Source organism: Maritimibacter harenae (genome assembly GCF_009882975.1).
GTDB lineage: Bacteria > Pseudomonadota > Alphaproteobacteria > Rhodobacterales > Rhodobacteraceae > Maritimibacter > Maritimibacter harenae.
This window is the reverse complement of record NZ_WTUX01000006.1, coordinates 1-21301: the sequence shown is the minus strand read 5'-3', so window position 1 is coordinate 21301 and position 21301 is coordinate 1. Positions and strand designations below refer to the sequence as shown.

Genomic DNA, 21301 nt, shown 5'->3' with positions numbered 1-21301 from the left:
GCGCGCCCGCGGGCCTTACGCCATAAGCACGTAGGTTCCCGGCGCGTCGCCCAGCGGCGGGTGCCCCGGGCGGCCGATCCCGGGCGGGGCGACCCGGTTCGGGCCGGACCGCTCGACCAGCCAGGCCGTCCATGGCTCCCACCAGCTGCCCTCGATCGGATCGTGCTCGGCGAACCATGTTTCCGGGTCCATGTAGAAGGCTTCCGGCGTCCGGTGCCCCAGCCGGTAATGGCGCCGCTTGCCGGGGGGCGAGACGATGCCGCCGTTGTGCCCGCCCGAGGTCAGCGCGAAGTGCAGATCGCCGTCGGTGAAGAGCTTCACCTTGTAGACGGAATGCCACGGCGCGATGTGGTCCTTCTCGGTCCCGACGGCGAAGATCGGCGCCTTGATGTCGCGCAGCGCGATCACCTTGCCGTCCACCGCGAACCGCCCGGCGGTGAGCCTGTTTTCCAAGAACAGCCCGCGCAGGTATTCCGAGTGCATCCGACCCGGCATTCGCGTCGCGTCGGCGTTCCAGCTCAGCATGTCGGCGTCCGGCATCTCTTCGCCCAGCCAGTACCGGCTCAGCATGCGGCCCCAGATCAGGTCGCGGTCGCGCAGCGCCTGGAACGAGGCGGCCATCTGCGCTGAATCGAGGATGCCGCGGTCCCACATCATGTCTTCGAGGAACGACACCTGGCTTTCGTCGACGAAGAGCAGGAGCTCGCCCGCCTCGGAGAAATCCGTCTGCGCGGCCAGGAGCGAGATGCTCGCCAGCCGGTCGTCACCGTCGCGCGCCATCGTGGCCGCCGCGATCGACAGGATCGTGCCGCCCAGGCAATAGCCGACCGCGTGGATCTGCCGGTCGGGGATGATCTGGCTGATAACGTCCAGCGCGGCCATCACCCCGTCATGGCGGTAATCGTCCAGCGAGGTGTCGGCGAGCTCGCGCCCCGGGTTGATCCAGGAGATCGCGAAAACCGTGAAGCCCTGCGCCACCAGGTAACGGATCATCGAGTTGTCCGGGCTGAGATCCAGGATGTAGTATTTCATGATCCAGGCGGGGACGACCAGGATCGGCTCCGGGTGGACGGTGCCGGTGGCGGGCGCGTACTGGATCAACTCGAACAGGTGATTTCGGAAGACGACCTTGTCCGGGGTGCAGGCGATGTTTTCACCGACGACGTAATCGGTTTCCGGCCGCTCGCCGCGCGCCAGGCGGGTCATGTCCTCGCGCAGGTGCCTGGCCCCGGCGACAAGGTTGCCACCCCCCGTCTTCACCGTCGCTTCGACCACTTCGGGATTCGTCACCGGTATGGTGGAAGGCGACAGGGCGTCGAGCCATTGCTTGCCCAGGAAGCGCACCCGTCGGGCGGCGGCCGGATCGGCGCCGCGCGTCGGCTCGGTGGCGGCGTTCCAGACCGCCTCGGTCGCGAGCTGCGCCTGTTTGAGCATGTTGAAGGGCGGCAGTGCCCACCCGTCATGCTCGAAGCGGTGATCGCCCGGCTCCGGTTCGAACCCGGCGCCGCCCAGAACCCCGGCCGTGGCCCGCAGGGCCGCCTGCCCGATGTCGCCGGCCAGCTCCAGCTGCCGGCCCGGCGCGCGGGCGAGGTGGCCGGCCCAGTTGGCGAAGGCCGCGACCGGCGCGTTGGGGGACTGGCCGCCGGTCAGGCGGGCGACGAAGGCCCGGCTCATCCGGTCGAGGTTCTCGTAGGGGTGTTGATCCTGGGTCATCTCTGTCGACTCGCATTTTGGCGGCAGTCTAGCGCCGGGATGTGGCGCTGACGCGTCGTTCAGCCTGCTTCAGATCGTCGCGATCGGCCGATAACCGCCGGTGCCGAGAATACAAAGAAAAAGGCCGCCGGGCGATGCCGACGGCCTTTTCCTAAAACGTAAGCCTGCTGGCCGATCAGCCCTGACGGGCCTTGAAGCGACGCTGGGTCTTGTTGATCACGTAGACGCGGCCTTTGCGGCGCACGACACGGCAATCCCGGTGCCGGTTCTTCAGCGAGCGGAGCGAGTTGCGGACTTTCATGGTCCTTCTCCTCATTTCGCGGCGCTGGTCGCGCCTTTGTGTTCATGCCTCGTTTCCAAGGCGGTTCATGGTGGGCGATACTGGGATTGAACCAGTGACCCCTTCGATGTCAACGAAGTGCTCTACCGCTGAGCTAATCGCCCTGAATTTTCACGTCCGGGGGTGAACCCAAACAACGAGACGCGGGAAATCCCGCGTCGGTCCGCTGGTCTATAAAAGGAGTCGAAGGACCTTGCAAGGGGCTTTTGGGCATGTGGTGGATCGGTCTATGCTGGGGCTCCAGGAGAGCACATGAGTCCGTCGCATCACGTTGAATATCCCAGCCTCCGGTCGACCTCGGCCGTGTTCGCCTCGCCGCACTCCGGGACCGACTACGGCTGGGGCTTCCTGAGGCGCACGGTGCTCGACGCGCGCACCATCCGGTCCTCCGAAGATGCCTTCGTGGACGAGCTTTTCGGCTCGGCACCCGCCCACGGTGCGCCGCTTCTGAGCCTCTTGGTGCCGCGCGCCTTCGTCGACGTGAACCGGGGGTGCGAAGAGCTCGACCCCGCCCTGATCCGGGGAGTGGAGAAGGGGACGCACAATCCCCGCGTCGCCTCCGGGCTGGGCGTGATTCCCCGCGTGGTCGCGGGCGGGCGCCAGATCTATCGCGGCAAGATTCCGTTGGCCGAGGCCGAAGCGCGGCTCAAGGCGCATTGGCATCCCTACCACGCGCGGCTCAAGACGCTGATGGACGAATCACACCGGCTTTTCGGGCAGGCGATCCTGGTGGACTGCCACTCGATGCCGCACGAGGCGATCGAGAGCCTGTGCCGGGGACGGCGCGAAAAGCCCGAGATCGTCCTGGGCGACCGGTTCGGGGCAAGCGCCGCGCCGGGGATCGTGGACGAGATCGAGCTCGCCTTCCGCGAAGAGGGCTTCAAGGTCGGGCGCAACACGCCCTTCGCCGGCGCCTATACCACGCAGCACTACGGCCGGCCTGCCCGTGCCCGGCACGCGGTGCAGATCGAGATCGACCGCTCGCTCTACATGAACGAAGCGAAGATGGTGCCGAACGGCAATTTCACCTCGATGCAGCAGGCGATGGATCGCGTGGTCGCGCGGATCGCCGAGTTGGGCCGTCCAAAGGACCTGCCGCTCGCCGCCGAGTAGGGCGTCAGCGGATCGACCGCCCCTTCAGGATCGCCCCGTCCCCGAACCGCGCCCGGATCGCGTCGGTCGCCTTTTCCGCCGCCCGGCGCTGCGCGGCCTGCGGGTCGAGCAGATCGCCCGCGCTGTCCGCCCCCTCGGCCCCCGAGATTTCTGAAATCCCGACGCCGATCAGCCGGAACGGCCCCTGGCCCGCGACCCGGTCGAAAAGCCCGCGCGCGGTGCGATAGATGCGGTCGGCGCTCTGCGTGGTGTCGGGCAGGCTCACGCGCCGGGTGATCAGCCGGAAATCGGCCCGCTTGAGCTTGAGCGTCACCACCCGGCCCGCGCGCCCCTTGGCCTTGGCTCGGTCGGCCACCTTTTCGGACAGGCGCCAGAGGTGGCCGTCGAGCAGGTCGGGGTCCGCGGTGTCCTCGAAGAACGTCGTTTCGTTCGAGATCGACTTTACCGGGGCATTGGGCGAGATGCGGCGGAAATCCTCGCCGCGCGCGAGGTGCCAGAGTCTTTCGCCCATGCCGCCGAATCGATCGATCAGGGCCTGCTTGTCCCACCGGCGCAGGTCCGTGAAGGTGCGGATTCCCGCGCGATCGAGGTTGGCCTGGGCCGCGTCGCCCACCCCCCAGATCATCCGAACGGGTTTGCCGGCCAGGAAGTCCGCCGTTTCATCCCGCCCGATCACGGAAAATCCGCGCGGCTTGTCGAGGTCGGAGGCCACCTTGGCCAGGAACTTGTTGTGGCTGAGCCCGATCGACCCGGTCAGCCCCAGTTCATCCTGCATCCGCTTGACGAGCCGGGCGAGCATCACGGCGGGCGGCTGACCGTGCAGGCGTTCGGTTCCGGTCATGTCCAGGAACGCCTCGTCCAGCGACAGCGGTTCGACCGCCGGGGTGAGCTCGTCCATCATCGCGCGGATCTGTTTCGAAATCGCCGCGTAGTGGCTGCCGCGCGGTTTGATCACCACCGCGTCGGGGCAGAGCTCCAGCGCTTTGAACATGGGCATCGCGGAGCGCACGCCTCGGATGCGCGCGATGTAGCAGGCGGTCGAGACCACGCCGCGCTTGCCGCCGCCGATGATCACCGGCTTGCCCGCGAGCTCCGGGTTGTCGCGTTTCTCCACGCTGGCATAGAAGGCGTCGCAATCCATGTGCGCGATGGAGAGGTCGAAGAGCTCCGGGTGCGACAGCACGCGCGGCGACCGGCAGGCGGGGCAACGGTCCCCCTGCTCGAAGGTGGTCAGGCAATCTCGGCACAGCGCGGGCATGCCCGCAATATACTAGCTCGCGCGGAGCCGTGCGATGGCAATCATCACGAGCCCGGCGATCCAGAAGGCGACGCAGAGGCCGATGGAATTGACAAGCACCGTGCCGACGGAGAACCGCGACAGGTCGATGAAGAAATACGGATAGATCCCGTCCGAAAGCCCGCGCCCGATCACGTAGATGACGTAGAAGAGCGGCCACCACAGCCATACGGCGGCGAGCCGCCAGCGGAACCGCACGTGGCGGGCGAACCCCACCCACCAGATCGCGGTGAAGGCGGGCACGGCCGTGTGGGTCGCGTGGTCTGCGATGAAGTCGAGCCCGGACTTGTCGTAGTTGGCAAGAAGCGTGTGGTAGACGACGCCCACGATCAGGATCCACAGCGTCACGCCCGCCGTCCACTGCGCGCGCATCCGCCGCCTGGTCACCGCCATCCATGTGAAGGTCACGGCGACCATGAGGTTCGTCAGGATCGTGAAATACCGCGCCAGCACCCACAGCGTGCGGGCCACGTCGTTGTTGGTCTCGTAGGACAGGGTGAACTGCGCGGCCAGCCCGATCCAGGCGATGACGGCGACCGCGATGGAAAGACGATGCGAGGTGCGGGTCATGGGAGAACCTTCGAAAGGGCGACGAGGATGAGGCCACCGGCCAGGAACGCAGCGGAAAGCCCGAGCGAATTCACCGCCACCTGCCCCGGCGACAGGACCGCCAGGTCGATGAACGGATAGGGGTAGGCGCCGGTGAACATGCCGCGGATCAGCGCGTAGATCGTGTAGATGAGCGGCCAGCCGATCCAGCGCACCGCGTCGCTCCAGTCAAGCGAGGCCTTGGGCGCGAAGAGAACCCAGAACAGGATCGTGAGCAGGGGCGTGGCCGTGTGCAGCCCCCGGTCGGCCCAGAGGGCCAGCCCCTGCGGCGCCCAAAGGGTCGCGAGCAGCAGGTGGTAGACGACGCCGACGATGGTGATCCAGAGCGTGACCCCGGCCATCCAGCGGTCGGACGGCATCCGTCCCGTGGCGGCGATGCGCGCGAAGGTGGCCAGCACGATCCCGTTGGTGAGCACGGTGAAATACCCGAGGATGATCCAGAGCGTCACCAACGGCCCGCCGGTCATCCGGAAGGTCACGATGTATTGCGTCACCAGCGCCGCGAGCGCGACGAGGGCGAGCAGGCTGGCCATGAGACGTGCGCGCGCGGTCATTGCCGCATGAGTGCCGAATCCGCCCGGCAAGGCAAGCCCTTGCGTGGCGTCGCCCCACGCGCAGAATGGCGGGCATGGAGTGGCGGGATCAGGGCGCGCTGTTGAGCGTGCGCAAGCATGGCGAGACCTCGGTGATCATCGAGGTGTTCACCGAAACGCACGGACGCCATGCGGGTGTGGTGCGCGGCGGGGTCTCGCGCAAGGTCGCGCCGATCCTGCAACCGGGCGCGCAACTCGACCTCACGTGGCGTGCGCGGCTCGAAGAGCATATCGGCGCCTTCACGGTCGAACCGATCCGGTCGCGTGCGGCAGGGATCATGGGGGATCGTGACGCGCTGGCCGCGCTGAACGCGATCACGGCGCTTCTGTCCTTCGCCCTGCCGGAACGCGAAGAGCACCCGGCGCTCTACCGCAAGAGCATCGAGATGCTGGACCTGCTGGCCGAAACGCCGGCCTGGCCGGTTGGGTACCTGCAATGGGAGCTGGCACTGCTCGAAGAGCTCGGATACGGGCTCGACCTTACCGCCTGCGCGGTCACGGGAACGCGCGACGACCTCGCCTATGTCTCGCCGAAATCCGGCCGCGCGGTGAGCGCGGAAGGGGCGGGGGACTGGGCCGACCGGCTGCTGCCGCTGCCACCCGAGCTTCTGGGCGTCGTGACCGGCGACCTTTCGGGGATCGGGGAGGGGCTGCGCACCACCGGGTATTTCCTCACCCACGGGCTCGCCCATGCGCTGGGCGACCGACCATTGCCGGAGGCGCGGGCGCGGCTCGTGGACCGGATGACCCGGCGGCGCTAGGCGTCCTGGAGCGCGAGCATGGCGGCGGTCAGGGTCGACAGGGCGTCGGTGTTGTCCTGCCCGTCCGTGGCCGACAGCGTCCCCATACCGATAAAGGCGCCGTAGAGGATGCGGGCGAATTCCGGGTTGGTGAGATCCAGCTGCTTCAGGGTCGCCCCGAGATAGGCGAGCCGCTTCGCGTCGATCTCCTCGACGGCGGCGGCGACCTCGGCATCGGACTGCGCCCATGCGCGAATCGCGGGCTCCAATGCTGCGCCGCCGAAACTTCCCGCCTCGGTCGCCGAGATCTCGTTGATCCGGTAGAGCCGCTGGGCGGCCGTGCCGCCGGCATCGACCGCAGCGCTGAGCGCCTGGATCACGGCGCCCTGCCAATGCTGGAGCATCTTCGTCTTGAAGTCCGGCACATCCTTGAAATGCCAGTAGAAACTCCCCTTGGTCGTTCCCAGTTCACGCGCGAGCGGTTCGGCCTTGAGCGCTTCGGGCCCCTTGGTGACGAGGGAGCGGAACCCGGCGGCGATCCAGTCTTTCGTGGAGAGGCGAGGTTTCGACGTGGTCATGGGGCCATCCGATAATCAATGCCTTCAGGCTACTTTGCACCTGCAGCATTTTCAAGATTTTTGGCCTGATGCGCGTCCGTTGGGTGCCGGGCTCAGAGGCCCAGAACGTCCATCATGTCGTAGGAGCCGGGCTTCTGACCCATGCCCCAGAGCGCCGCCTTCACCGCGCCGCGCCCGAAGATGGCGCGGTCGGTGGCCACGTGGCGCAGAATGATGCGCTCGCCGGGCCCGGCGAAAATGACGTCATGCTCGCCCACGATGTCGCCCCCGCGGATGGCGGAGAAACCGATGTGGCCCTCTTCGCGCTCCCCGGTGATCCCGTCGCGTCCCCGGTCGGCCACCTTGTCGAGCCGGAGACCCCGGCCCTCGGCAGCGGCTTCACCCAGCATCAGCGCGGTGCCCGAGGGTGCGTCGACCTTGTGCTTGTGATGGGCCTCGACGATCTCGATGTCGAACTCCATGTCGAGCGCCTTGGACACCGTTTCGGTCAGCTTGGTGAGCAGGTTGACCCCGAAGCTCATGTTGCCCGCCCGCACGATCACCGCGTGGCGCGCGGCGGCCTCGAGCTTGGAGAGGTCGTCCTCGTCGAGCCCGGTGGTCCCGATCACGTGGACTGCGCGCGCCTGCGCCGCGATCTCGGCCAGCGCGACGGTCGCGGCGGGCGCGGTGAAGTCGATCACGCCCTGCGCGTCCTTCATCGCCTCGAGCGGATCGTCGGTGACAGTCACGCCGATGGCGGGTTTGCCCATTGCGGTGCCCACGTCGAGACCGACCCATTCGTGTCCCGGCCGCTCAAGCGCCCCGGCCAGCCGGCAGGCGGGATTCTCGCTGACCAGATTGACCAGCATCCGGCCCATCCGGCCCGATGCCCCGTTCACCACGATCCCCGGTATGTCGCTCATCTCGCCCTCCGTTGCTGGCTTCCCTGAGTAGTCGCTGTTGCGCCGCCGTGCAATCGGCACTACATCGCGCTCCATGTCGAAGAACCATCATTCCGGCGGGGGTGCCCCGTCCCAGCGCCAGCTGCGCGTGGGCGAGCTGATCCGGCGTACGTTGTCCGAAGCGCTGATGCGCGGTGAGATCCACGACCCGGACCTGGCCGGGATGTCGATCACCGTCGGCGAAGTGCGCACGTCCCCGGACCTGCGCATCGCGACGGCCTACGTCATGCCGCTGGGCGGCAAGGACACCGACCTCGCCATCAAGGCGCTGGCGCGCAACTCCGGCGAACTGCGCCGGCTCGTGGGCAAGGCGATCAGCATCAAGCACACGCCGGAACTGCGGTTCGTGAAGGACGAGACCTTCGACCAGATGGACGAAACGCGGCGGCTGTTCTCGGACGAGAACGTGCGCCGCGACCTGGACAGCGACGAGGACGAATAATGGGACGCCGCAGGAAGGGGCGCGATGTCCACGGCTGGCTGGTCGTGGACAAGCCGGCCGGTCTGACCTCGAACGCCGTGGTGAACAAGGTGCGCTGGGCCTTCGACGCGAAGAAGGCGGGCCACGCGGGCACGCTCGACCCGGACGCGACAGGCGTGCTGGCCGTGGCGCTGGGCGAGGCGACCAAGACGGTTCCCTACGTCACCGATGCGATGAAAGCCTACCGCTTCACCGTCCGGCTGGGACAGGCCACGAACACCGACGATGCCGAGGGTGAAGTGATCGCCGAGAGTGACACGCGCCCCACGGATGACGAAATCCGCGCCGCGCTCGACCCTCTGACCGGCGACATCATGCAGGTGCCGCCCAAGTTCTCGGCGGTGAAGATCGACGGCGAACGCGCCTACAAGCGCGCGCGGGAGGGCGAAGACGTCGAGATCGCCGCGCGCCCGCTCTTCGTCGAGGCGCTGAGCCTGGTGGAGCGCCCCGATGACGATCACGCCGTGCTCGAGATGACCTGCGGCAAGGGCGGCTACGTGCGCGCAATCGCGCGCGACCTGGGCGAGGCGCTGGGGTGTCACGGCCACGTCGAAACCCTGCGCCGGATCTGGTCTGGCCCTTTCCTGGCGGAAGAGGGCGTCGACATGGAACGGATCGAGGAGCTGGCGAAAACGCCCGAGATCGACACGCTTCTCCAGCCGCTGGCCGAGGGGCTCACCAGCCTGCCGGAGCTCAAGTGCACCGCCGAGGGCGCCACGCGCCTCCGGCACGGCAACCCCGGCATGGTGATCGCGTCGGACGTGGACTACGGCGATGAAGCCTGGGCCTCCTACGACGGGGTGCCCGTCGCGGTGGGGGTCTACAAGGCGGGCGAGCTGCACCCGAGCCGGGTCTTCAATCTCTGAGGCCGCCGGGGGGCGCTGCCCCCCACGGCGCTGGCGCGCCGCTCCCCCCGAGGTATTTCCGAAACGAAGAAGGGCGGACCGCGCACGGGCGGCCCGTGGGGGCGTTGACCTTGATGATGGGTGAACGCGACTACGTGATGATTTCGCGCACCGGGTCGGTGAGTTCCGGGGCCTCGCCGAGGCGATAGGCCTGCCGGATCGCCGCCTCGGCGGTGTCGAGCTGGTCTTCGCTCCGCGCGTGGATGGTGCAGAGCGGTGTGCCCTGCGAGACCGACTGGCCGAGGTCCACGAGGCCGGTGAGCCCGACCGCGGGGTCGACCTTGTCCGAGGAGACGCGGCGACCGCCGCCGAGTTCGACCACCGTCAGCCCCACGCCGCGCGTGTCGATCTCGCAGACATGGCCGTCGGTCGGGGCCAGGACATCTCGGGTGAGCGGGGCCTGGGGCAGGTGTGTCTCGTAGTGTTCCACGAAATCGGTCGGACCGCCCAGCCCGGCCACCATCCGGCCGAAGACGTCGGCGGCGCGCCCGTCCTCGAGCGCGGCGCGCGCGACGGAAAAACCCGTGTCCCGGTCGGCGGCGAGGCCGGTGATCGCCAGCATTTCCGCCGCAAGCGCGAGGACCACCCATTCGAGCCGCACGTCGCGTTTGACGTCGGTGAGGAATTCGACCGCGTTGACCACCTCCACGGCGTTGCCGGCGGCGGAGGCGAGCGGCTGGTCCATCCCGGTCAATAGCGCGTGGCACGGGACGCCGGCCGCCGTCGACACGCGGGCGATGGAGCGGGCGAGTTCCTGCGACTGCGCGTAGGTGGGCATGAAGGCGCCGTTGCCGGTCTTCACGTCCATCACCAGCGCGTCGAGCCCGGCCGCGAGCTTCTTCGACAGGATCGAAGCGGTGATGAGCGGAATCGATTCGACCGTCGCGGTCACGTCGCGGATGCCGTAGAACCGCTTGTCCGCCGGTGCGATGGTCCCGGTCTGGCCGATGATGGCGCAGCCCACCTCGCGCACCACGCGGCGGAAGGTGTCGTTGTCCGGCGTGGCGCTGTAGCCGGGGATCGCTTCCATCTTGTCGAGCGTGCCGCCGGTATGGCCCAGCCCCCGCCCGGAAATCATCGGCACGAACCCGCCGCAGGCCGCCACGATCGGGGCCAGCATGAGCGAGACGTTGTCGCCCACGCCCCCGGTGGAGTGCTTGTCGACCACGGGGCCGGGCAGGTCCCAGGACAGCACGTCGCCGGAATCGCGCATGGCGAGGGTGAGGGCGGCGGCCTCGTCCGGCTCCATGCCCTGAAAAAAGACCGCCATGCCGAAGGCGCCCACCTGTTCGTCGGCGGCCGACCCGTCACTGATGCCCGCCACGAGGGTGGCGATCTCGTCCGCGCTCAGCGTGCCGCCGTCGCGCTTTTTCCGGATGATTTCGGATATCAACATGGGCTCACCTTGACCCATTGGTCAAAAACCGCAAGCCCGACTTGCCAAGCCGGACGTTGCGGGAGAAAACCCGCCCCATGATCACGCGCGAACATACCAAGGGCGACGCGCCGAGCGTCGCGGTCTACTCCGATTGCGAGCGTTACCGCTACATGCTCACCCGGACCTGGGACCCGGCGGGCAAGCGCGCGCTCTTCATCATGCTCAACCCCTCGACCGCCACCGAGGTGCAGAACGACCCCACGGTGGAACGCTGCGAACGGCGCGCCCGGGCGCTGGGCTTCGGCGCGTTCCGGGTGCTCAACATCTTCGCCTGGCGCGATACCGATCCGCGCAACATGCGCCGGGCCGAGGACCCGGTGGGTCCGGAGAACGATGCGGCCATCGTGGAGAGCGTCGACTGGGCCGACCAGGTGATCTGCGCCTGGGGCACGCATGGCGAACACCTGTCGCGCGGACCGGCGGTCGAGGCGCTCCTGCGGGCGACCGGCGCGCCGCTCTACCATCTGGGGTTGTCGAAAGCCGGACATCCCAAGCACCCGCTCTACATCGCCTACACGCAGCAGCCGGAACTCTGGGCGTGAAAAAAGGGGCCGCCGAAACCGGCCGCCCCTTCATCGTTCCGTAAATACTTCGGGAGGGTCTGGGAGGGCAGAGCCCTCCCAGCGCGTCGGACCGGCGCAAGCCGGTTCGATTCCTCAGATCGCGAAGTGCAGCGCGCTCACGTTCTGGAACATGCCGGTGTCCTTGAGCGCCTTGCGCACGTCGGCGGGGACTTCCGCGTCGACGTAGAGAAGCGCGATGGCATCGCCGCCGGCTTCCTTGCGGCCCAGGGTGAAGTTGGCGATGTTCACGCCCATCTCGCCCAGGGTGCGGCCCAGCGTGCCGATGATGCCCGGCTCGTCCCGGTTGGTGGTGTAGAGCATGTGCTCGCCGATCTCGGCGTCGATGTTGATGCCCTTGATCTGGATGAAGCGCGGCTTGCCGTCCGAGAACACGGTGCCGGCGATCGAGCGCTCCCGCGAGGCGGTCTTCACGACGATCTTGATGTAGCCGTCGAACACGCCCGACTTGTCCTGCGTGGTGATCGCGCTCTGGATGCCGCGGTCCTTCGCGATGACCGGGGCCGAGACCATGTTGATGTCGGCGTTGGTGGGCTTGAGCAGCCCCGCCAGCACGGCGCAGTCCAGCGCCTTGGTGTTCATGGTCGAGGCGACACCGTCGAGGATCACGTTGATCTCCTCGATCGGCTCTTCGGTCATCTGCCCGATGAAGGCGCCCAGGTGTTCGGCCAGCTTGATCCACGGGCCCATGACCTTGGCTTCCTCGGCGGTCACCGACGGCATGTTCAGCGCGTTGGTCACGGCGCCGGTCAGCAGGTAGTCCGAGATCTGCTCGGCGACCTGGAGCGCCACGTTTTCCTGGGCCTCGGTGGTCGAAGCGCCCAGGTGCGGGGTGCAGACCACGTTGGGCAGGCCGAAGAGGGGCGAGTCGGTGGCGGGTTCCACCTCGAACACGTCGAAGGCGGCGCCGGCCACGTGGCCCGACTTGATCGCCTCGGCGAGTGCGGCTTCATCGACCAGGCCGCCGCGGGCGCAGTTGATGATCCGCACGCCCTTCTTGGTCTTAGCGATGTTCTCGGCGTTCAGGATGCCGCGGGTCTTGTCGGTCAGCGGGACGTGCAGGGTGATGAAGTCCGAGCGCGACAGCAGCTCGTCCAGCTCGACCTTCTCGACGCCCAGCTTGTCGGCGCGCTCCTGGCTCAGGAAGGGGTCGAAGGCGATGACCTTCATCTTGAGGCCGCGGCCCCGCTCGGCGGCGATCGAGCCGATGTTGCCGCAGCCGATGACGCCGAGCGTCTTGGCGGTCAGTTCGACCCCCATGAACTTCGACTTTTCCCACTTGCCGGCCTGGGTCGAGGCGTCTGCTTCGGGGATCTGGCGCGCGACCGCGAACATCATCGCGATCGCGTGCTCGGCGGTGGTGATCGAGTTGCCGAAGGGCGTGTTCATCACGATCGCACCCTTGGCGCTGGCGGCGGGGATGTCGACATTGTCGACGCCGATGCCGGCGCGGCCGATCACCTTCAGGTTGGTGGCCTTCTCGAGCACCTCGGCGGTCACTTTCGTGGCCGAGCGGATGGCGAGGCCGTCGTACTGGTCGATGACGGACAGGAGCTTTTCCTTGTCCTTGCCGAGGGTGGGTTCGAAATCCACGTCGATGCCGCGATCACGGAAGATCTGGACGGCGGTTTCGGACAGCTTGTCGGAAACGAGAACTTTGGGAGCCATTGGTCTTGGTCCTTTTTCGGGTGCCGGACGCGCCGGCGCATGTTTTGGGAAACACGCCCCGGGCTGGACCCGGGGCGGCATGGTGGGTTTCACCCACCCTACGAGCGTCCGTAGGGTGGGTGCCAACCCACCGTTATTGCGCGGCGATCTCGGCGTTGAACGCCCAGTCGAGCCAGGGCATGAGCGCTTCGACATCGGCCGTCTCGACCGTGCCGCCGCACCAGATCCGCAGGCCGGCGGGGGCGTCGCGGTAGGCACCGATGTCGAGGGCCACGCCCTCGGCTTCGAGCCGCTTGGCGACCGCTTGCGCGAATGCCGCGCCGTCCTTGATCCGGTCGTCGGTGAACTTCAGGCAAACGCTGGTGTTCGACCGCGTCGCGTCATCGTCGGCGAGGTTGGCGATCCAGCCGTGGGTATCGCAGAAGTCCCAGATCACCCGCGCGTTCGCGTCGGCGCGCTTGATCAGACCCTGCAGCCCCCCGACCGAGCGGGCCCAGTCGAGCGCGACGAGGTAGTCCTCGACGGCGAGCATGGAGGGCGTGTTGATCGTGGCGCCTTCGAAGATGCCGTCGATCAGCTTGCCGCCCTTGGTCATGCGGAAGATCTTCGGCAGTGGCCAGGGCGGGGTGTAGGTTTCGAGCCGTTCGACGGCGCGCGGGCTCAGGATGATGATGCCGTGCGCGGCTTCGCCGCCCAGCACCTTCTGCCAGGAGAAGGTCGTCACATCGAGCTTGTCCCACGGCAGGTCCATCGCGAAGGCGGCCGAGGTCGCGTCGCAGATGGTCAGACCTTCGCGGTCGGCGGGGATCCAGTCGCCGTTCGGAACCCGCACGCCCGAGGTCGTGCCGTTCCAGGTGAAGACGACGTCGGTCGTGAAGTCGACCGCGGAGAGGTCGGGAAGCTGGCCGTAGTCCGCTTCCATGATGGTCGCGTCGAGCTTGAGCTGCTTGGCCACGTCCGAGACCCAGCCCGCGCCGAAGCTTTCCCAGGCCATCATGGTCACGCCGCGTGCGCCCAGCATGGACCACATGGCCATCTCGACAGCACCGGTGTCGGAGGCGGGCACGATGCCGATCTTGTAGTCGGCGGGGATGCCCAGCACCTCGCGGGTGCCTTCGATCGCGTCCTTGAGCTTGGTCTTGCCCACCGCGGCGCGGTGCGACCGGCCCAGGGCGGCGTCAGACAGCTTGTCGAGGGTGAAGGTCGGAATCTTGGCGCAGGGGCCAGACGAAAAACGCGGATTGCCCGGCCGCGTTGCCGGTTGACTCGTTTCGGTCATGGTATCCTTCCAGATATATGCCCCTCGTTGGGGAGGGGTGTCCCGCCGACGCAGATACGGCCCGCTTTCCTCCCGCACAAGAGGGAAAAGCGCGCGAAACCGACGCAATGCCGGGGCAAAACGCCACAAATTGGAGCGGATCGGAAACTCGGGGCGTCAGCCGGCGGCGAGCCGCGCCTCGGCGATCTCGAGATCTTCCGGCGTGTTGATGTTGAAGAAATCTTCCTCGGGGAAGAAGGCGGTGACCGCGTCCTTCGCCTCGGCGAAATCCGTGACCTTGCGCGTGCCGGATTCGATCGAGCCCCGCAGCGACGGGGCCAGTTCGGTGTACCAGAGCCCCGCGACCGGCTGCATCCCGTCGGCGGTTTCGGCCAGCACGACGGGCGACCGGCTGGTCATCTGCGCGCGCACGAGGCGCTCGACGAGGTTCTTCGGCAGGAAGGGCGTGTCGATCGCCACGGTGATGACCCAGTCCGATTTGAACGCCCGGGCCCAGTCCATCGCCGCGAGGATGCCGGCAAGCGGGCCCGGCCGGTCCTCGATACTGTCCGCGATGATCGGCAGGGGCGAGGGGATCTCCACCGGTTCGGCATTCGAATTGACCGCAAGCTGGCTCACCTGCGGCTCCAGCCGGTCGGCCACGTGCAGAAGCAGCGGCCGATCGCCCAGCGGGATCAACGCCTTGTCGCGCCCGCCCATGCGCAGACCACGGCCACCGGCGAGGATGACACCGGGAGGAAGGGATTTCTTGAATGCCATGGCGCGGATCGTGGAACGGATCGCGGGCATGCGCAAGGTCCGGGTTGCGCCCGCCGCGCGCGCGCCGTAGCCCTGCCGGCGACAAAGGATCGTAAAGATGCGTAAACCACTGACTTTCGGACAGGGTGTCCGCGACGGGCTGCCCTTCATTCTCGTGATCATTCCCTTCGGCGCGCTTTTCGGCGTCGTCGCGACCGAGGCGGGGCTCGACCTCGCGCAGGTGATGGTGATGACCGTGCTGGTGATCGCCGGGGCATCGCAATTCGCGGCCATCCAGCAGATGGTCGACAGCGCGCCGGTGATCATGGTTCTGGCCACGTCGCTTGCCGTGAACCTGCGCATGGCGATGTATTCCGCCTCGCTCGTGCCGCACCTGGGCAAGGCACCCCTGTGGCAGCGGGCGGTCGCGGCCTATTTCCTGGTCGATCAGAGCGGCGTCATGGCGGCCGAGAAGTTCGACGAGGCGCCCGAGACGCCGATCCGGGCCAAGCTTGCCTATTTCTTCGGGATCATCGTGCCGATCGCACCCTTGTGGTACGGCGCGACCTGGCTGGGGGCCGTGGTCGGGGGGCGCATTCCCGAAAGCTTCGCGCTGGACTTCGCGATGCCGATCACCTTTCTCGCGATGGTCGCGCCGATGGTCAAATCGCTCGCTCACCTGGCCGCCGCCATGACCTCGGTCGTGCTCGCGCTGGCGCTGGCGTGGATGCCGTTCGGCTCCGGCCTGCTGGTCGCGGCCATCGCGGCGATGGTGGTGGGCGCGCTGCTCGACCACCTGCGGGAACGGAGGGTCGCGACATGATCGGCTTCGAAGACACGAAGATCTGGCTCGTCATCGTCCTCCTGGGCGCAGGCACCTTCCTCATCCGTTTCTCCTTCCTCGGCCTGATCGGCGACCGCGAGCTGCCGGGCTGGGTCCTGCGCATGCTGCGCTACACGCCCGTCGCGGTGATCCCCGGCCTCGTCGCGCCGCTGGTGCTCTGGCCGCAAGCGACGGGCGGCAATGCCGATCCGTCCCGGCTGACCGCCGCGGGGGTGACGCTGCTCGTCGGCGCGGTGACGAAGAACGTGCTGGCCGCGATCATCTGCGGGGCGGCGACGCTCTATCTCATGCTCTGGCTGGTGGGCTGAAGCGCCTGACCCCGGGACATTCTTCCCGGGGCGGGGCAAGCGGGCTATCCTCCCGATCGGGAGGACTTGTCATGAGAAAGATAGACGCGCTGCTCGCCGAATACGGCGAGAGCCACCAGAACCCGACCAACAAGATGGTGCACTGGATCTGCGTGCCGGTCATCTTCGTCTGCGTCATGGCGCTGATCTACGCGATCCCGCCGGTGGCCGGGGTGAACCTGCTCTGGCCCGTGGCGATCGCGGCGCTCATCTACTACGCCGTGCTTTCGCCGCCGCTCGCCTTCGGCTTCGTCGTGGTGCTGGTGGCGGGTTACCTGGTCATCCTGGCGCTCGAGGCCGTGGTGCCGCTGCCGATCTGGGCGACCGCGCTGATCCTGTTCGTGATCGCGTGGGTCGGGCAGTTCTGGGGGCACAAGGTGGAGGGCAAGAAGCCCTCGTTCTTCAAGGACGTGCAATTCCTGCTGATCGGCCCGGCGTGGCTCATGTCCTTTCTCTACCGCCGGGCCGGCCTGAGTTATTGAAGCGACCCCCACCGGCGGGGGCGGGGGTCGCACAGGGAGATCTGTGATTAACGGATCAGGTGTCCGATTCTTCTGCCTCTTCCGCCTCGTCCGCGGGGATCAGACCGTCTTCCTGGGCCGACGCGTATTCCTCGGGGTCGAGCAGGCCGTCCCCGTTCATGTCGGCGGCCGTGAACATGTCTTCGTTCACGTCCGGGAAGGCCGCCATCAGCTCTTCGGCCGAGATCATGCCGTCCTCGTCGGTGTCGATCGGCATGACCTCCTCCTGCGCGAAAGCGATCGAGGCGGTGGTGAGGACGGTGGCCATCGTGATGGTCGCAAGTTTCATGTGTGTCTGTCTCCTTTGTTGAACACCCGTCATTGGGTGGGTGCAGGTGGCCCGGTTCGCCAAAGGCATGCATCTTTAGGATACCCGAAGCGCAGATTTGCGCGCAGATCTGCCCGAACCGGTGCGCGGGGCCGGCGGGGAACAGCACGTCAAAAGCGGGTTCCCGCCACGGGGCGGAGACCGACCGATCCCAAGGGTGTCTTTCGGCGACCCGGCGCCGGTTCCCCGCTTCGCCGCAGGCCCCTGTTTCCGAGCGGAAAAATGCCCCTTTCCGCTTGTTCGTCCCCGGACTGCGCGCCATGATCCGGCCAACGGTGCCAGACCCGAACCTGGGAGGCGGCATGAGCCCCGACGTCGAACGCATCCGGCGCAAGATCAATTCCGGCAAACCGTTCCGCGCCCACGACGCGACGATCCTCCATGCTCTGGTCGATGCCACGCGGTTCAGCTCCCGCGTCTTCGGGGAGGGCATTGGAATGCACGCGCGCGCGGGGCGCGACCACACGATCAAGTCGCATCGACCGTTTCTGCTGATCGAGGTGGACAACGCGAACGAACAGGCGTTCTTTGCCGAGGCCGCCGCCCGCGACGACGTGACCGGCAAGACGGTGCGGCGCGTCCGGCGGACCAAGAACCTCCGCGAGACGCGGACGGGCGACGGGACGACGCACTGAACAAAGGCCAGACGGCAAGGGAGACGAAAACATGGGCGGCGAAGAGATGAGTACCACGTTCTGGATACTCGAATACCTGGCACTCTTCTTCGTGTTCCTGATCGGCCTCGGGGTGCTGCTCGTCCTGCTGTGGTGGGTGGTCGACCGCTTCCAGACTGCCGACGCGGTGCGGCGCAACTACCCGGTGATCGGTCGGTTCCGCCGCCTCTTCACCAGCCTGGGCGAATTCTTCCGGCAATACTTCTTCGCGATGGACCGCGAGGAGATGCCGTTCAACCGGGCGCAGCGCGACTGGGTCTACCGGGCGGCGGACGGCAAGGACAACACGGTGGCCTTCGGGTCGACGCGGAACATTTCGCTCGCCGGGACGACGATCTTCGTGAACGCGGCTTTCCCGCCGCTTGGGTTCCAGTACGCCAAGACCGCGCCGGTCACCATCGGCCCCACGGCGCGCGAACCCTACGACGCGCCGAGCTTCTTCAACATCTCAGGCATGTCCTACGGCGCGCTCAGCCAGCCCGCGGTGCGCGCGCTTTCGATGGGGGCGAAGAAGGCAGGCGTCTGGCTCAACACCGGGGAAGGCGGCCTCGCGCCCTACCACCTCGAGGGCGGCTGCGACATCGTCTACCAGATCGGGACCGCGAAATACGGGGTGCGCGACAAGGACGGCAAGCTGTCCGACGAAATGCTCAAGAAGGTCGCGGCGCGCCCCGAGGTGAAGATGTTCGAGCTCAAGCTCGCGCAGGGCGCCAAGCCCGGCAAGGGCGGCATCCTGCCCGCGGCCAAGATCGACCAGGAGATCGCCACCATCCGCGGCATCCCGATGGGCCAGCCCAGCGAGTCGCCGAACCGCCACGAAGAGATCGACGACTGGGACGACCTGCTCGACATGATCGAGCATATCCGCACGGTCACGGGCAAGCCGGTCGGGTTCAAGACGGTGGTCGGCGCGGTCGACCCGTTCTCGGACCTGTTCGACTGCATCATGCGGCGGGGGCCGGACTGCGCGCCCGACTTCATCACCATCGACGGGGGTGAGGGCGGCACGGGCGCCGCGCCGATGCCGCTGATCGACCTCGTCGGCATGCCGATCCGCGAAGCGCTGCCGCGCATCGTCGACCTGCGCGACCAGCGCGGCCTTCACGACCGCATCCGCATGATCGCCTCGGGCAAGATGGTGAACCCGTCCGACGTGGCCTGGGCGATCTGCGCGGGCGCCGATTTCGTGGTCTCCGCGCGCGGGTTCATGTTCAGCCTCGGCTGCATCCAGGCATTGAAGTGCAACAAGAACACCTGCCCCACGGGTGTCACCACCCACGACCCGCACCTTCAGAAGGGCCTCGTCCCCAAGGACAAGGCGGCCAAGGTGGCGAGTTTCGCCAAGAACATGATCCGCGAGGTCGAGACCATCGCCCACAGCGTCGGCGTGGCCGAACCCCGCCAGATGCGGCGCCGTCACGTGCGGATCGTGCAGGGTGACGGGCGTTCGATCCCGATGAACGAGCTTTATCCAAGTTACAGCACTCACGCGCTATCGTGATGCACCTTTATTGGGCCTCGCTGCGTACCTTCCGTATCACTGCACTGGAAGGACGCAGGAGGATGCAATGGGCTACAAACCCGACCTGACCCGTGACGACGTCACGCCCAAGTCATTCTACATGAACCGCCGCCAGATCATGGCGGGCGCCGCGGGCCTTGCGGCCGGCGGTTTCGCCGCCCCCGCGCTGGCGCAGAACGGGCTCGATCCGAACACGTTCGAAGAGATCACCAACTACAACAACTACTACGAGTTCGGCACCGGCAAGGAAGACCCGGCCCGCTACGCCCACATGCTCACCGTCGACCCTTGGTCGGTGGTGGTCGACGGGCTGGTGGACAACCCCGGCACCTATTCCTTCGCCGATCTCACCGACGGCATGACCATAGAGGAGCGCATCTACCGCTTCCGCTGCGTCGAGGCCTGGTCGATGGTGATCCCTTGGAACGGCTTCGAGCTGAACCAGCTGCTCGAGAAGGTGGGCGTGCAGTCGGGCGCGAAGTACGTGGCCTTCGAAACCGCCTACCGGCCCGAGGAGATGCCGGGCGTGAAATTCCCCGTGGTCGAATGGCCCTACGTGGAAGGTCTGCGGCTGGACGAGGCGATGCATCCGCTCACCCTCATGGCCACCGGGCTCTACGGCAAGGAGATGCCCAAGCAGAACGGTGCGCCGATCCGGCTCGTGGTGCCGTGGAAGTACGGCTTCAAGTCGATCAAGTCGATCGTGCGCATCAGCCTGGTCGAGGATGAGCCGCCGACCACCTGGAACAAGGCGAACCCGCGGGAATACGGCTTCTACAGCAACGTGAACCCGAACGTGGACCATCCCCGCTGGAGCCAGGCGACCGAACGCGTGATCGGTGCCGGCATCTTCGCCAGCCGCAAGGACACGCTGATGTTCAACGGGTACGAGGAGCAGGTGGCCAGCCTTTACGAAGGCATGGACCTGTCGGAATACTTCTGATGTCCCCCGTTGCCCGCAGCGTGAACCAGGCCCTGCGCAAGGTGCCTGCCTGGCCGATCTACCTGATCGGTGTGATCCCGCCCGTCTGGCTCTTCTACCAGGGGGTGACGGGCAACCTCGGCGTCGATCCGGTGAAGAAGATGGAGCACGAGATCGGGCTGCTCGGTCTCCAGGTTCTGATCGCCACGCTGGCGATCACGCCGCTCTTTCGGTTCACCCGGATCAACCTGGTGAAGTTCCGCCGGGCGTTGGGCCTGGTCGGTTTCTTCTATATCGTGTGTCACCTCGCGGTGTGGCTGTTCCTCGACGTCCAGATCTGGAGCCAGATCTGGGCCGACATCCTGAAGCGGCCCTACATCACCATCGGCATGGCGGGCTTCGCGCTGCTGATCCCGTTGGCGGTGACCTCGAACGACTGGTCGATGCGCAAGCTGCGCCGGACGTGGAAGACGATCCACAAGCTCTTCTATCCCGCGATCATCCTGGGCGGCGTGCATTTCCTGCTCCTGCGCAAGGGCATCCAGCTGGAGCCGGTCTTCTACCTCGTCGGGATCGGTGCGCTGCTCGCCACCCGGATCCGGCTGCCGCGGCGCAGCCGCCGGGCCGTGAACGCGTGAGTTCCGTTCGCGGCGCGCCCGGAAACCGGGCTCCCGCTACGGCCCTTTGCCCGATCCTGCGCCGCTGTGGAGCCGGATTCGGGCGGGGTGCCCTGAATCGGGCGGCGATTCACGGGTGAACAGGGCTGAATCGGCCCTGAATCGGGGCGCCGAGTCCCACTGAGTCCCCCCAAAAGCCCGATTTGCCGGTGTTAGCGCCCACGATCAGCCATGCGCAGAAGCCGTTAGCGCAGAAGGCGACAAAAATATTACAGCAAAATCAATCACATATTCGGTTCTGGCCAAAAATGTCATGTTTCTGAAAAAAACCACTTGCGGGTGTCGGTCGAGAACCGTAAATACCCCCTCACCGGCGGCGCTGAGGCGCACAACGGGACGCCAGACGGAACGACGGAGCGGAGCTTCGGAGGGAAGGACGGCGGAAAGATTTGAGGTAAGACTGGGCGGGCGCGCCGAAGAAGTTAGGGCGCATCCGGTTATGTTTTGTCTCT

25 protein-coding genes and 1 tRNA gene are annotated in these 21301 nt (G+C 66.9%); 12 read left to right on the top strand and 14 right to left on the bottom strand.

From position 1 onward, the window contains the following. Positions 1–15 precede the first annotated feature (15 nt). The 3 genes from GQE99_RS02545 to GQE99_RS02535 form a co-directional block, all read right to left on the bottom strand. Positions 16–1713 carry a PHA/PHB synthase family protein gene (locus tag GQE99_RS02545; RefSeq protein WP_161350016.1) on the bottom strand — a complete coding sequence of 566 codons (1698 nt, stop codon included), beginning with the start codon at positions 1711–1713 and terminating at the stop codon, positions 16–18. Positions 1714–1888: 175 nt separating this feature from the next. Beyond that, complete coding sequence (ykgO, locus tag GQE99_RS02540; protein WP_005850168.1) at positions 1889–2014, bottom strand: type B 50S ribosomal protein L36; 126 nt, start codon at positions 2012–2014, stop codon at positions 1889–1891. A 68-nt stretch (positions 2015–2082) separates the two neighbouring features. After that, a tRNA-Val gene (locus GQE99_RS02535) sits at positions 2083–2157 on the bottom strand. A gap of 148 nt (positions 2158–2305) precedes the next feature. Here GQE99_RS02535 and GQE99_RS02530 point away from each other — a divergent pair. Beyond that, the gene (locus GQE99_RS02530; protein ID WP_161350015.1) at positions 2306–3166 is read left to right on the top strand and encodes an N-formylglutamate amidohydrolase; all 861 of its coding nucleotides are present in this window, start codon (positions 2306–2308) and stop codon (positions 3164–3166) included. A 4-nt stretch (positions 3167–3170) separates the two neighbouring features. Here GQE99_RS02530 and GQE99_RS02525 read toward each other — a convergent pair whose 3' ends face one another. From GQE99_RS02525 to GQE99_RS02515, 3 genes are read right to left on the bottom strand one after another with little or no spacing between them, the layout of a single operon-like run. Then, positions 3171–4424, bottom strand: a complete 1254-nt coding sequence (locus GQE99_RS02525; protein ID WP_161350014.1) for a DNA polymerase IV — start codon at positions 4422–4424, stop codon at positions 3171–3173. 12 nt (positions 4425–4436) lie between these two features. Next, a complete protein-coding gene (locus GQE99_RS02520; RefSeq protein ID WP_161350013.1) occupies positions 4437–5033 on the bottom strand; it encodes a Pr6Pr family membrane protein in 597 nt (198 codons plus the stop codon). Continuing rightward, positions 5030–5626 (bottom strand): Pr6Pr family membrane protein, encoded by a 597-nt coding sequence (locus GQE99_RS02515; RefSeq protein WP_161350012.1) that lies wholly within the window; start codon positions 5624–5626, stop codon positions 5030–5032. The genes GQE99_RS02520 and GQE99_RS02515 overlap by 4 nt, the downstream gene beginning before the upstream one ends. Positions 5627–5700: 74 nt before the next feature. On the opposite strand from GQE99_RS02515, the gene recO reads away from it, so the two are divergent. Next, positions 5701–6426, top strand: a complete 726-nt coding sequence (gene recO / locus GQE99_RS02510; RefSeq protein ID WP_161350011.1) for a DNA repair protein RecO — start codon at positions 5701–5703, stop codon at positions 6424–6426. Here recO and GQE99_RS02505 read toward each other — a convergent pair. Next, positions 6423–6983 carry a TetR/AcrR family transcriptional regulator gene (locus tag GQE99_RS02505; protein WP_161350010.1) on the bottom strand — a complete coding sequence of 187 codons (561 nt, stop codon included), beginning with the start codon at positions 6981–6983 and terminating at the stop codon, positions 6423–6425. The genes recO and GQE99_RS02505 overlap by 4 nt on opposite strands. Positions 6984–7075: 92 nt before the next feature. Then, complete coding sequence (gene dapB, locus GQE99_RS02500; protein WP_161350009.1) at positions 7076–7885, bottom strand: 4-hydroxy-tetrahydrodipicolinate reductase; 810 nt, start codon at positions 7883–7885, stop codon at positions 7076–7078. Between the two features lie 73 nt (positions 7886–7958). Between dapB and rbfA the strand changes: the two genes are divergently transcribed. Both rbfA and truB read left to right on the top strand, forming a co-directional pair. Beyond that, positions 7959–8366, top strand: a complete 408-nt coding sequence (gene rbfA / locus GQE99_RS02495) for a 30S ribosome-binding factor RbfA (protein ID WP_161350008.1) — start codon at positions 7959–7961, stop codon at positions 8364–8366. Continuing rightward, complete coding sequence (gene truB, locus GQE99_RS02490; protein ID WP_161350007.1) at positions 8366–9271, top strand: tRNA pseudouridine(55) synthase TruB; 906 nt, start codon at positions 8366–8368, stop codon at positions 9269–9271. The genes rbfA and truB overlap by 1 nt, the downstream gene beginning before the upstream one ends. Before the next feature lie 130 nt (positions 9272–9401). On the opposite strand, the gene deoA is transcribed toward truB, so the two are convergent. Then, on the bottom strand, positions 9402–10706 hold the full coding sequence (gene deoA, locus GQE99_RS02485; RefSeq protein ID WP_161350006.1) for a thymidine phosphorylase: 1305 nt from the start codon (positions 10704–10706) through the stop codon (positions 9402–9404). 77 nt (positions 10707–10783) lie between these two features. Here deoA and GQE99_RS02480 point away from each other — a divergent pair, with 77 nt between their 5' ends. Next, positions 10784–11290, top strand: a complete 507-nt coding sequence (locus GQE99_RS02480; RefSeq protein ID WP_161350005.1) for a DUF1643 domain-containing protein — start codon at positions 10784–10786, stop codon at positions 11288–11290. Positions 11291–11404: 114 nt separating this feature from the next. On the opposite strand, the gene serA is transcribed toward GQE99_RS02480, so the two are convergent. The 3 genes from serA to mobA form a co-directional block, all read right to left on the bottom strand. Continuing rightward, on the bottom strand, positions 11405–12997 hold the full coding sequence (gene serA / locus GQE99_RS02475; protein WP_161350004.1) for a phosphoglycerate dehydrogenase: 1593 nt from the start codon (positions 12995–12997) through the stop codon (positions 11405–11407). A gap of 133 nt (positions 12998–13130) precedes the next feature. Then, the gene (locus tag GQE99_RS02470; RefSeq protein WP_161350003.1) at positions 13131–14276 is read right to left on the bottom strand and encodes a phosphoserine transaminase; all 1146 of its coding nucleotides are present in this window, start codon (positions 14274–14276) and stop codon (positions 13131–13133) included. A gap of 156 nt (positions 14277–14432) precedes the next feature. Then, entirely contained in the window at positions 14433–15035 is a 603-nt protein-coding gene (mobA, locus tag GQE99_RS02465) for a molybdenum cofactor guanylyltransferase MobA (protein WP_161350002.1), read from the bottom strand. Positions 15036–15132: 97 nt separating this feature from the next. Here mobA and GQE99_RS02460 point away from each other — a divergent pair, with 97 nt between their 5' ends. The 3 genes from GQE99_RS02460 (at position 15133) to GQE99_RS02450 (ending at position 16687) form a co-directional block, all read left to right on the top strand. Further along, positions 15133–15837, top strand: a complete 705-nt coding sequence (locus GQE99_RS02460) for an AzlC family ABC transporter permease (protein WP_161350001.1) — start codon at positions 15133–15135, stop codon at positions 15835–15837. Further along, a complete protein-coding gene (locus GQE99_RS02455) occupies positions 15834–16166 on the top strand; it encodes an AzlD domain-containing protein (protein WP_161350000.1) in 333 nt (110 codons plus the stop codon). Before GQE99_RS02460 ends, GQE99_RS02455 begins: the two co-directional genes overlap by 4 nt. A gap of 71 nt (positions 16167–16237) precedes the next feature. Further along, positions 16238–16687 (top strand): Mpo1 family 2-hydroxy fatty acid dioxygenase, encoded by a 450-nt coding sequence (locus GQE99_RS02450; protein ID WP_161349999.1) that lies wholly within the window; start codon positions 16238–16240, stop codon positions 16685–16687. Positions 16688–16742: 55 nt separating this feature from the next. Here GQE99_RS02450 and GQE99_RS02445 read toward each other — a convergent pair whose 3' ends face one another. Continuing rightward, complete coding sequence (locus GQE99_RS02445; protein WP_161349998.1) at positions 16743–17015, bottom strand: EF-hand domain-containing protein; 273 nt, start codon at positions 17013–17015, stop codon at positions 16743–16745. A 341-nt stretch (positions 17016–17356) separates the two neighbouring features. Between GQE99_RS02445 and GQE99_RS02440 the strand changes: the two genes are divergently transcribed. The 4 genes from GQE99_RS02440 (at position 17357) to msrQ (ending at position 20810) form a co-directional block, all read left to right on the top strand. Beyond that, positions 17357–17689, top strand: a complete 333-nt coding sequence (locus GQE99_RS02440) for a hypothetical protein (RefSeq protein WP_161349997.1) — start codon at positions 17357–17359, stop codon at positions 17687–17689. A 46-nt stretch (positions 17690–17735) separates the two neighbouring features. Beyond that, on the top strand, positions 17736–19229 hold the full coding sequence (locus GQE99_RS02435) for an FMN-binding glutamate synthase family protein (protein WP_161349996.1): 1494 nt from the start codon (positions 17736–17738) through the stop codon (positions 19227–19229). A 67-nt stretch (positions 19230–19296) separates the two neighbouring features. After that, the gene (msrP, locus tag GQE99_RS02430; protein ID WP_161349995.1) at positions 19297–20193 is read left to right on the top strand and encodes a protein-methionine-sulfoxide reductase catalytic subunit MsrP; all 897 of its coding nucleotides are present in this window, start codon (positions 19297–19299) and stop codon (positions 20191–20193) included. After that, positions 20193–20810 (top strand): protein-methionine-sulfoxide reductase heme-binding subunit MsrQ, encoded by a 618-nt coding sequence (gene msrQ / locus GQE99_RS02425; RefSeq protein ID WP_161349994.1) that lies wholly within the window; start codon positions 20193–20195, stop codon positions 20808–20810. The genes msrP and msrQ overlap by 1 nt, the downstream gene beginning before the upstream one ends. 204 nt (positions 20811–21014) lie before the next feature. On the opposite strand, the gene GQE99_RS21465 is transcribed toward msrQ, so the two are convergent. Then, a partial coding sequence (locus tag GQE99_RS21465; RefSeq protein ID WP_235917085.1) for a hypothetical protein occupies positions 21015–21301 on the bottom strand: 287 nt, incomplete at its 5' end.

Excerpts from the sequence above, each read along its gene's own strand:
- GQE99_RS02460 (WP_161350001.1), top strand. The coding sequence starts at position 15,133 with ATGCGTAAACCACTGACTTTCGGACAGGGTGTCCGCGACGGGCTGCCC.
- recO (WP_161350011.1), top strand. The coding sequence starts at position 5,701 with ATGGAGTGGCGGGATCAGGGCGCGCTGTTGAGCGTGCGCAAGCATGGC.
- GQE99_RS02450 (WP_161349999.1), top strand. The coding sequence starts at position 16,238 with ATGAGAAAGATAGACGCGCTGCTCGCCGAATACGGCGAGAGCCACCAG.
- GQE99_RS02480 (WP_161350005.1), top strand. The coding sequence starts at position 10,784 with ATGATCACGCGCGAACATACCAAGGGCGACGCGCCGAGCGTCGCGGTC.
- GQE99_RS02530 (WP_161350015.1), top strand. The coding sequence starts at position 2,306 with ATGAGTCCGTCGCATCACGTTGAATATCCCAGCCTCCGGTCGACCTCG.
- GQE99_RS02545 (WP_161350016.1), bottom strand. The coding sequence starts at position 1,713 with ATGACCCAGGATCAACACCCCTACGAGAACCTCGACCGGATGAGCCGG.
- dapB (WP_161350009.1), bottom strand. The coding sequence starts at position 7,885 with ATGAGCGACATACCGGGGATCGTGGTGAACGGGGCATCGGGCCGGATG.
- msrQ (WP_161349994.1), top strand. The coding sequence starts at position 20,193 with ATGTCCCCCGTTGCCCGCAGCGTGAACCAGGCCCTGCGCAAGGTGCCT.
- deoA (WP_161350006.1), bottom strand. The coding sequence starts at position 10,706 with ATGTTGATATCCGAAATCATCCGGAAAAAGCGCGACGGCGGCACGCTG.
- mobA (WP_161350002.1), bottom strand. The coding sequence starts at position 15,035 with ATGGCATTCAAGAAATCCCTTCCTCCCGGTGTCATCCTCGCCGGTGGC.
- ykgO (WP_005850168.1), bottom strand. The coding sequence starts at position 2,014 with ATGAAAGTCCGCAACTCGCTCCGCTCGCTGAAGAACCGGCACCGGGAT.
- GQE99_RS02435 (WP_161349996.1), top strand. The coding sequence starts at position 17,736 with ATGAGTACCACGTTCTGGATACTCGAATACCTGGCACTCTTCTTCGTG.
- serA (WP_161350004.1), bottom strand. The coding sequence starts at position 12,997 with ATGGCTCCCAAAGTTCTCGTTTCCGACAAGCTGTCCGAAACCGCCGTC.
- rbfA (WP_161350008.1), top strand. The coding sequence starts at position 7,959 with ATGTCGAAGAACCATCATTCCGGCGGGGGTGCCCCGTCCCAGCGCCAG.
- GQE99_RS02515 (WP_161350012.1), bottom strand. The coding sequence starts at position 5,626 with ATGACCGCGCGCGCACGTCTCATGGCCAGCCTGCTCGCCCTCGTCGCG.
- GQE99_RS02520 (WP_161350013.1), bottom strand. The coding sequence starts at position 5,033 with ATGACCCGCACCTCGCATCGTCTTTCCATCGCGGTCGCCGTCATCGCC.
- GQE99_RS02440 (WP_161349997.1), top strand. The coding sequence starts at position 17,357 with ATGAGCCCCGACGTCGAACGCATCCGGCGCAAGATCAATTCCGGCAAA.
- msrP (WP_161349995.1), top strand. The coding sequence starts at position 19,297 with ATGGGCTACAAACCCGACCTGACCCGTGACGACGTCACGCCCAAGTCA.
- GQE99_RS02505 (WP_161350010.1), bottom strand. The coding sequence starts at position 6,983 with ATGACCACGTCGAAACCTCGCCTCTCCACGAAAGACTGGATCGCCGCC.
- GQE99_RS02455 (WP_161350000.1), top strand. The coding sequence starts at position 15,834 with ATGATCGGCTTCGAAGACACGAAGATCTGGCTCGTCATCGTCCTCCTG.
- GQE99_RS02470 (WP_161350003.1), bottom strand. The coding sequence starts at position 14,276 with ATGACCGAAACGAGTCAACCGGCAACGCGGCCGGGCAATCCGCGTTTT.
- truB (WP_161350007.1), top strand. The coding sequence starts at position 8,366 with ATGGGACGCCGCAGGAAGGGGCGCGATGTCCACGGCTGGCTGGTCGTG.
- GQE99_RS02525 (WP_161350014.1), bottom strand. The coding sequence starts at position 4,424 with ATGCCCGCGCTGTGCCGAGATTGCCTGACCACCTTCGAGCAGGGGGAC.
- GQE99_RS02445 (WP_161349998.1), bottom strand. The coding sequence starts at position 17,015 with ATGAAACTTGCGACCATCACGATGGCCACCGTCCTCACCACCGCCTCG.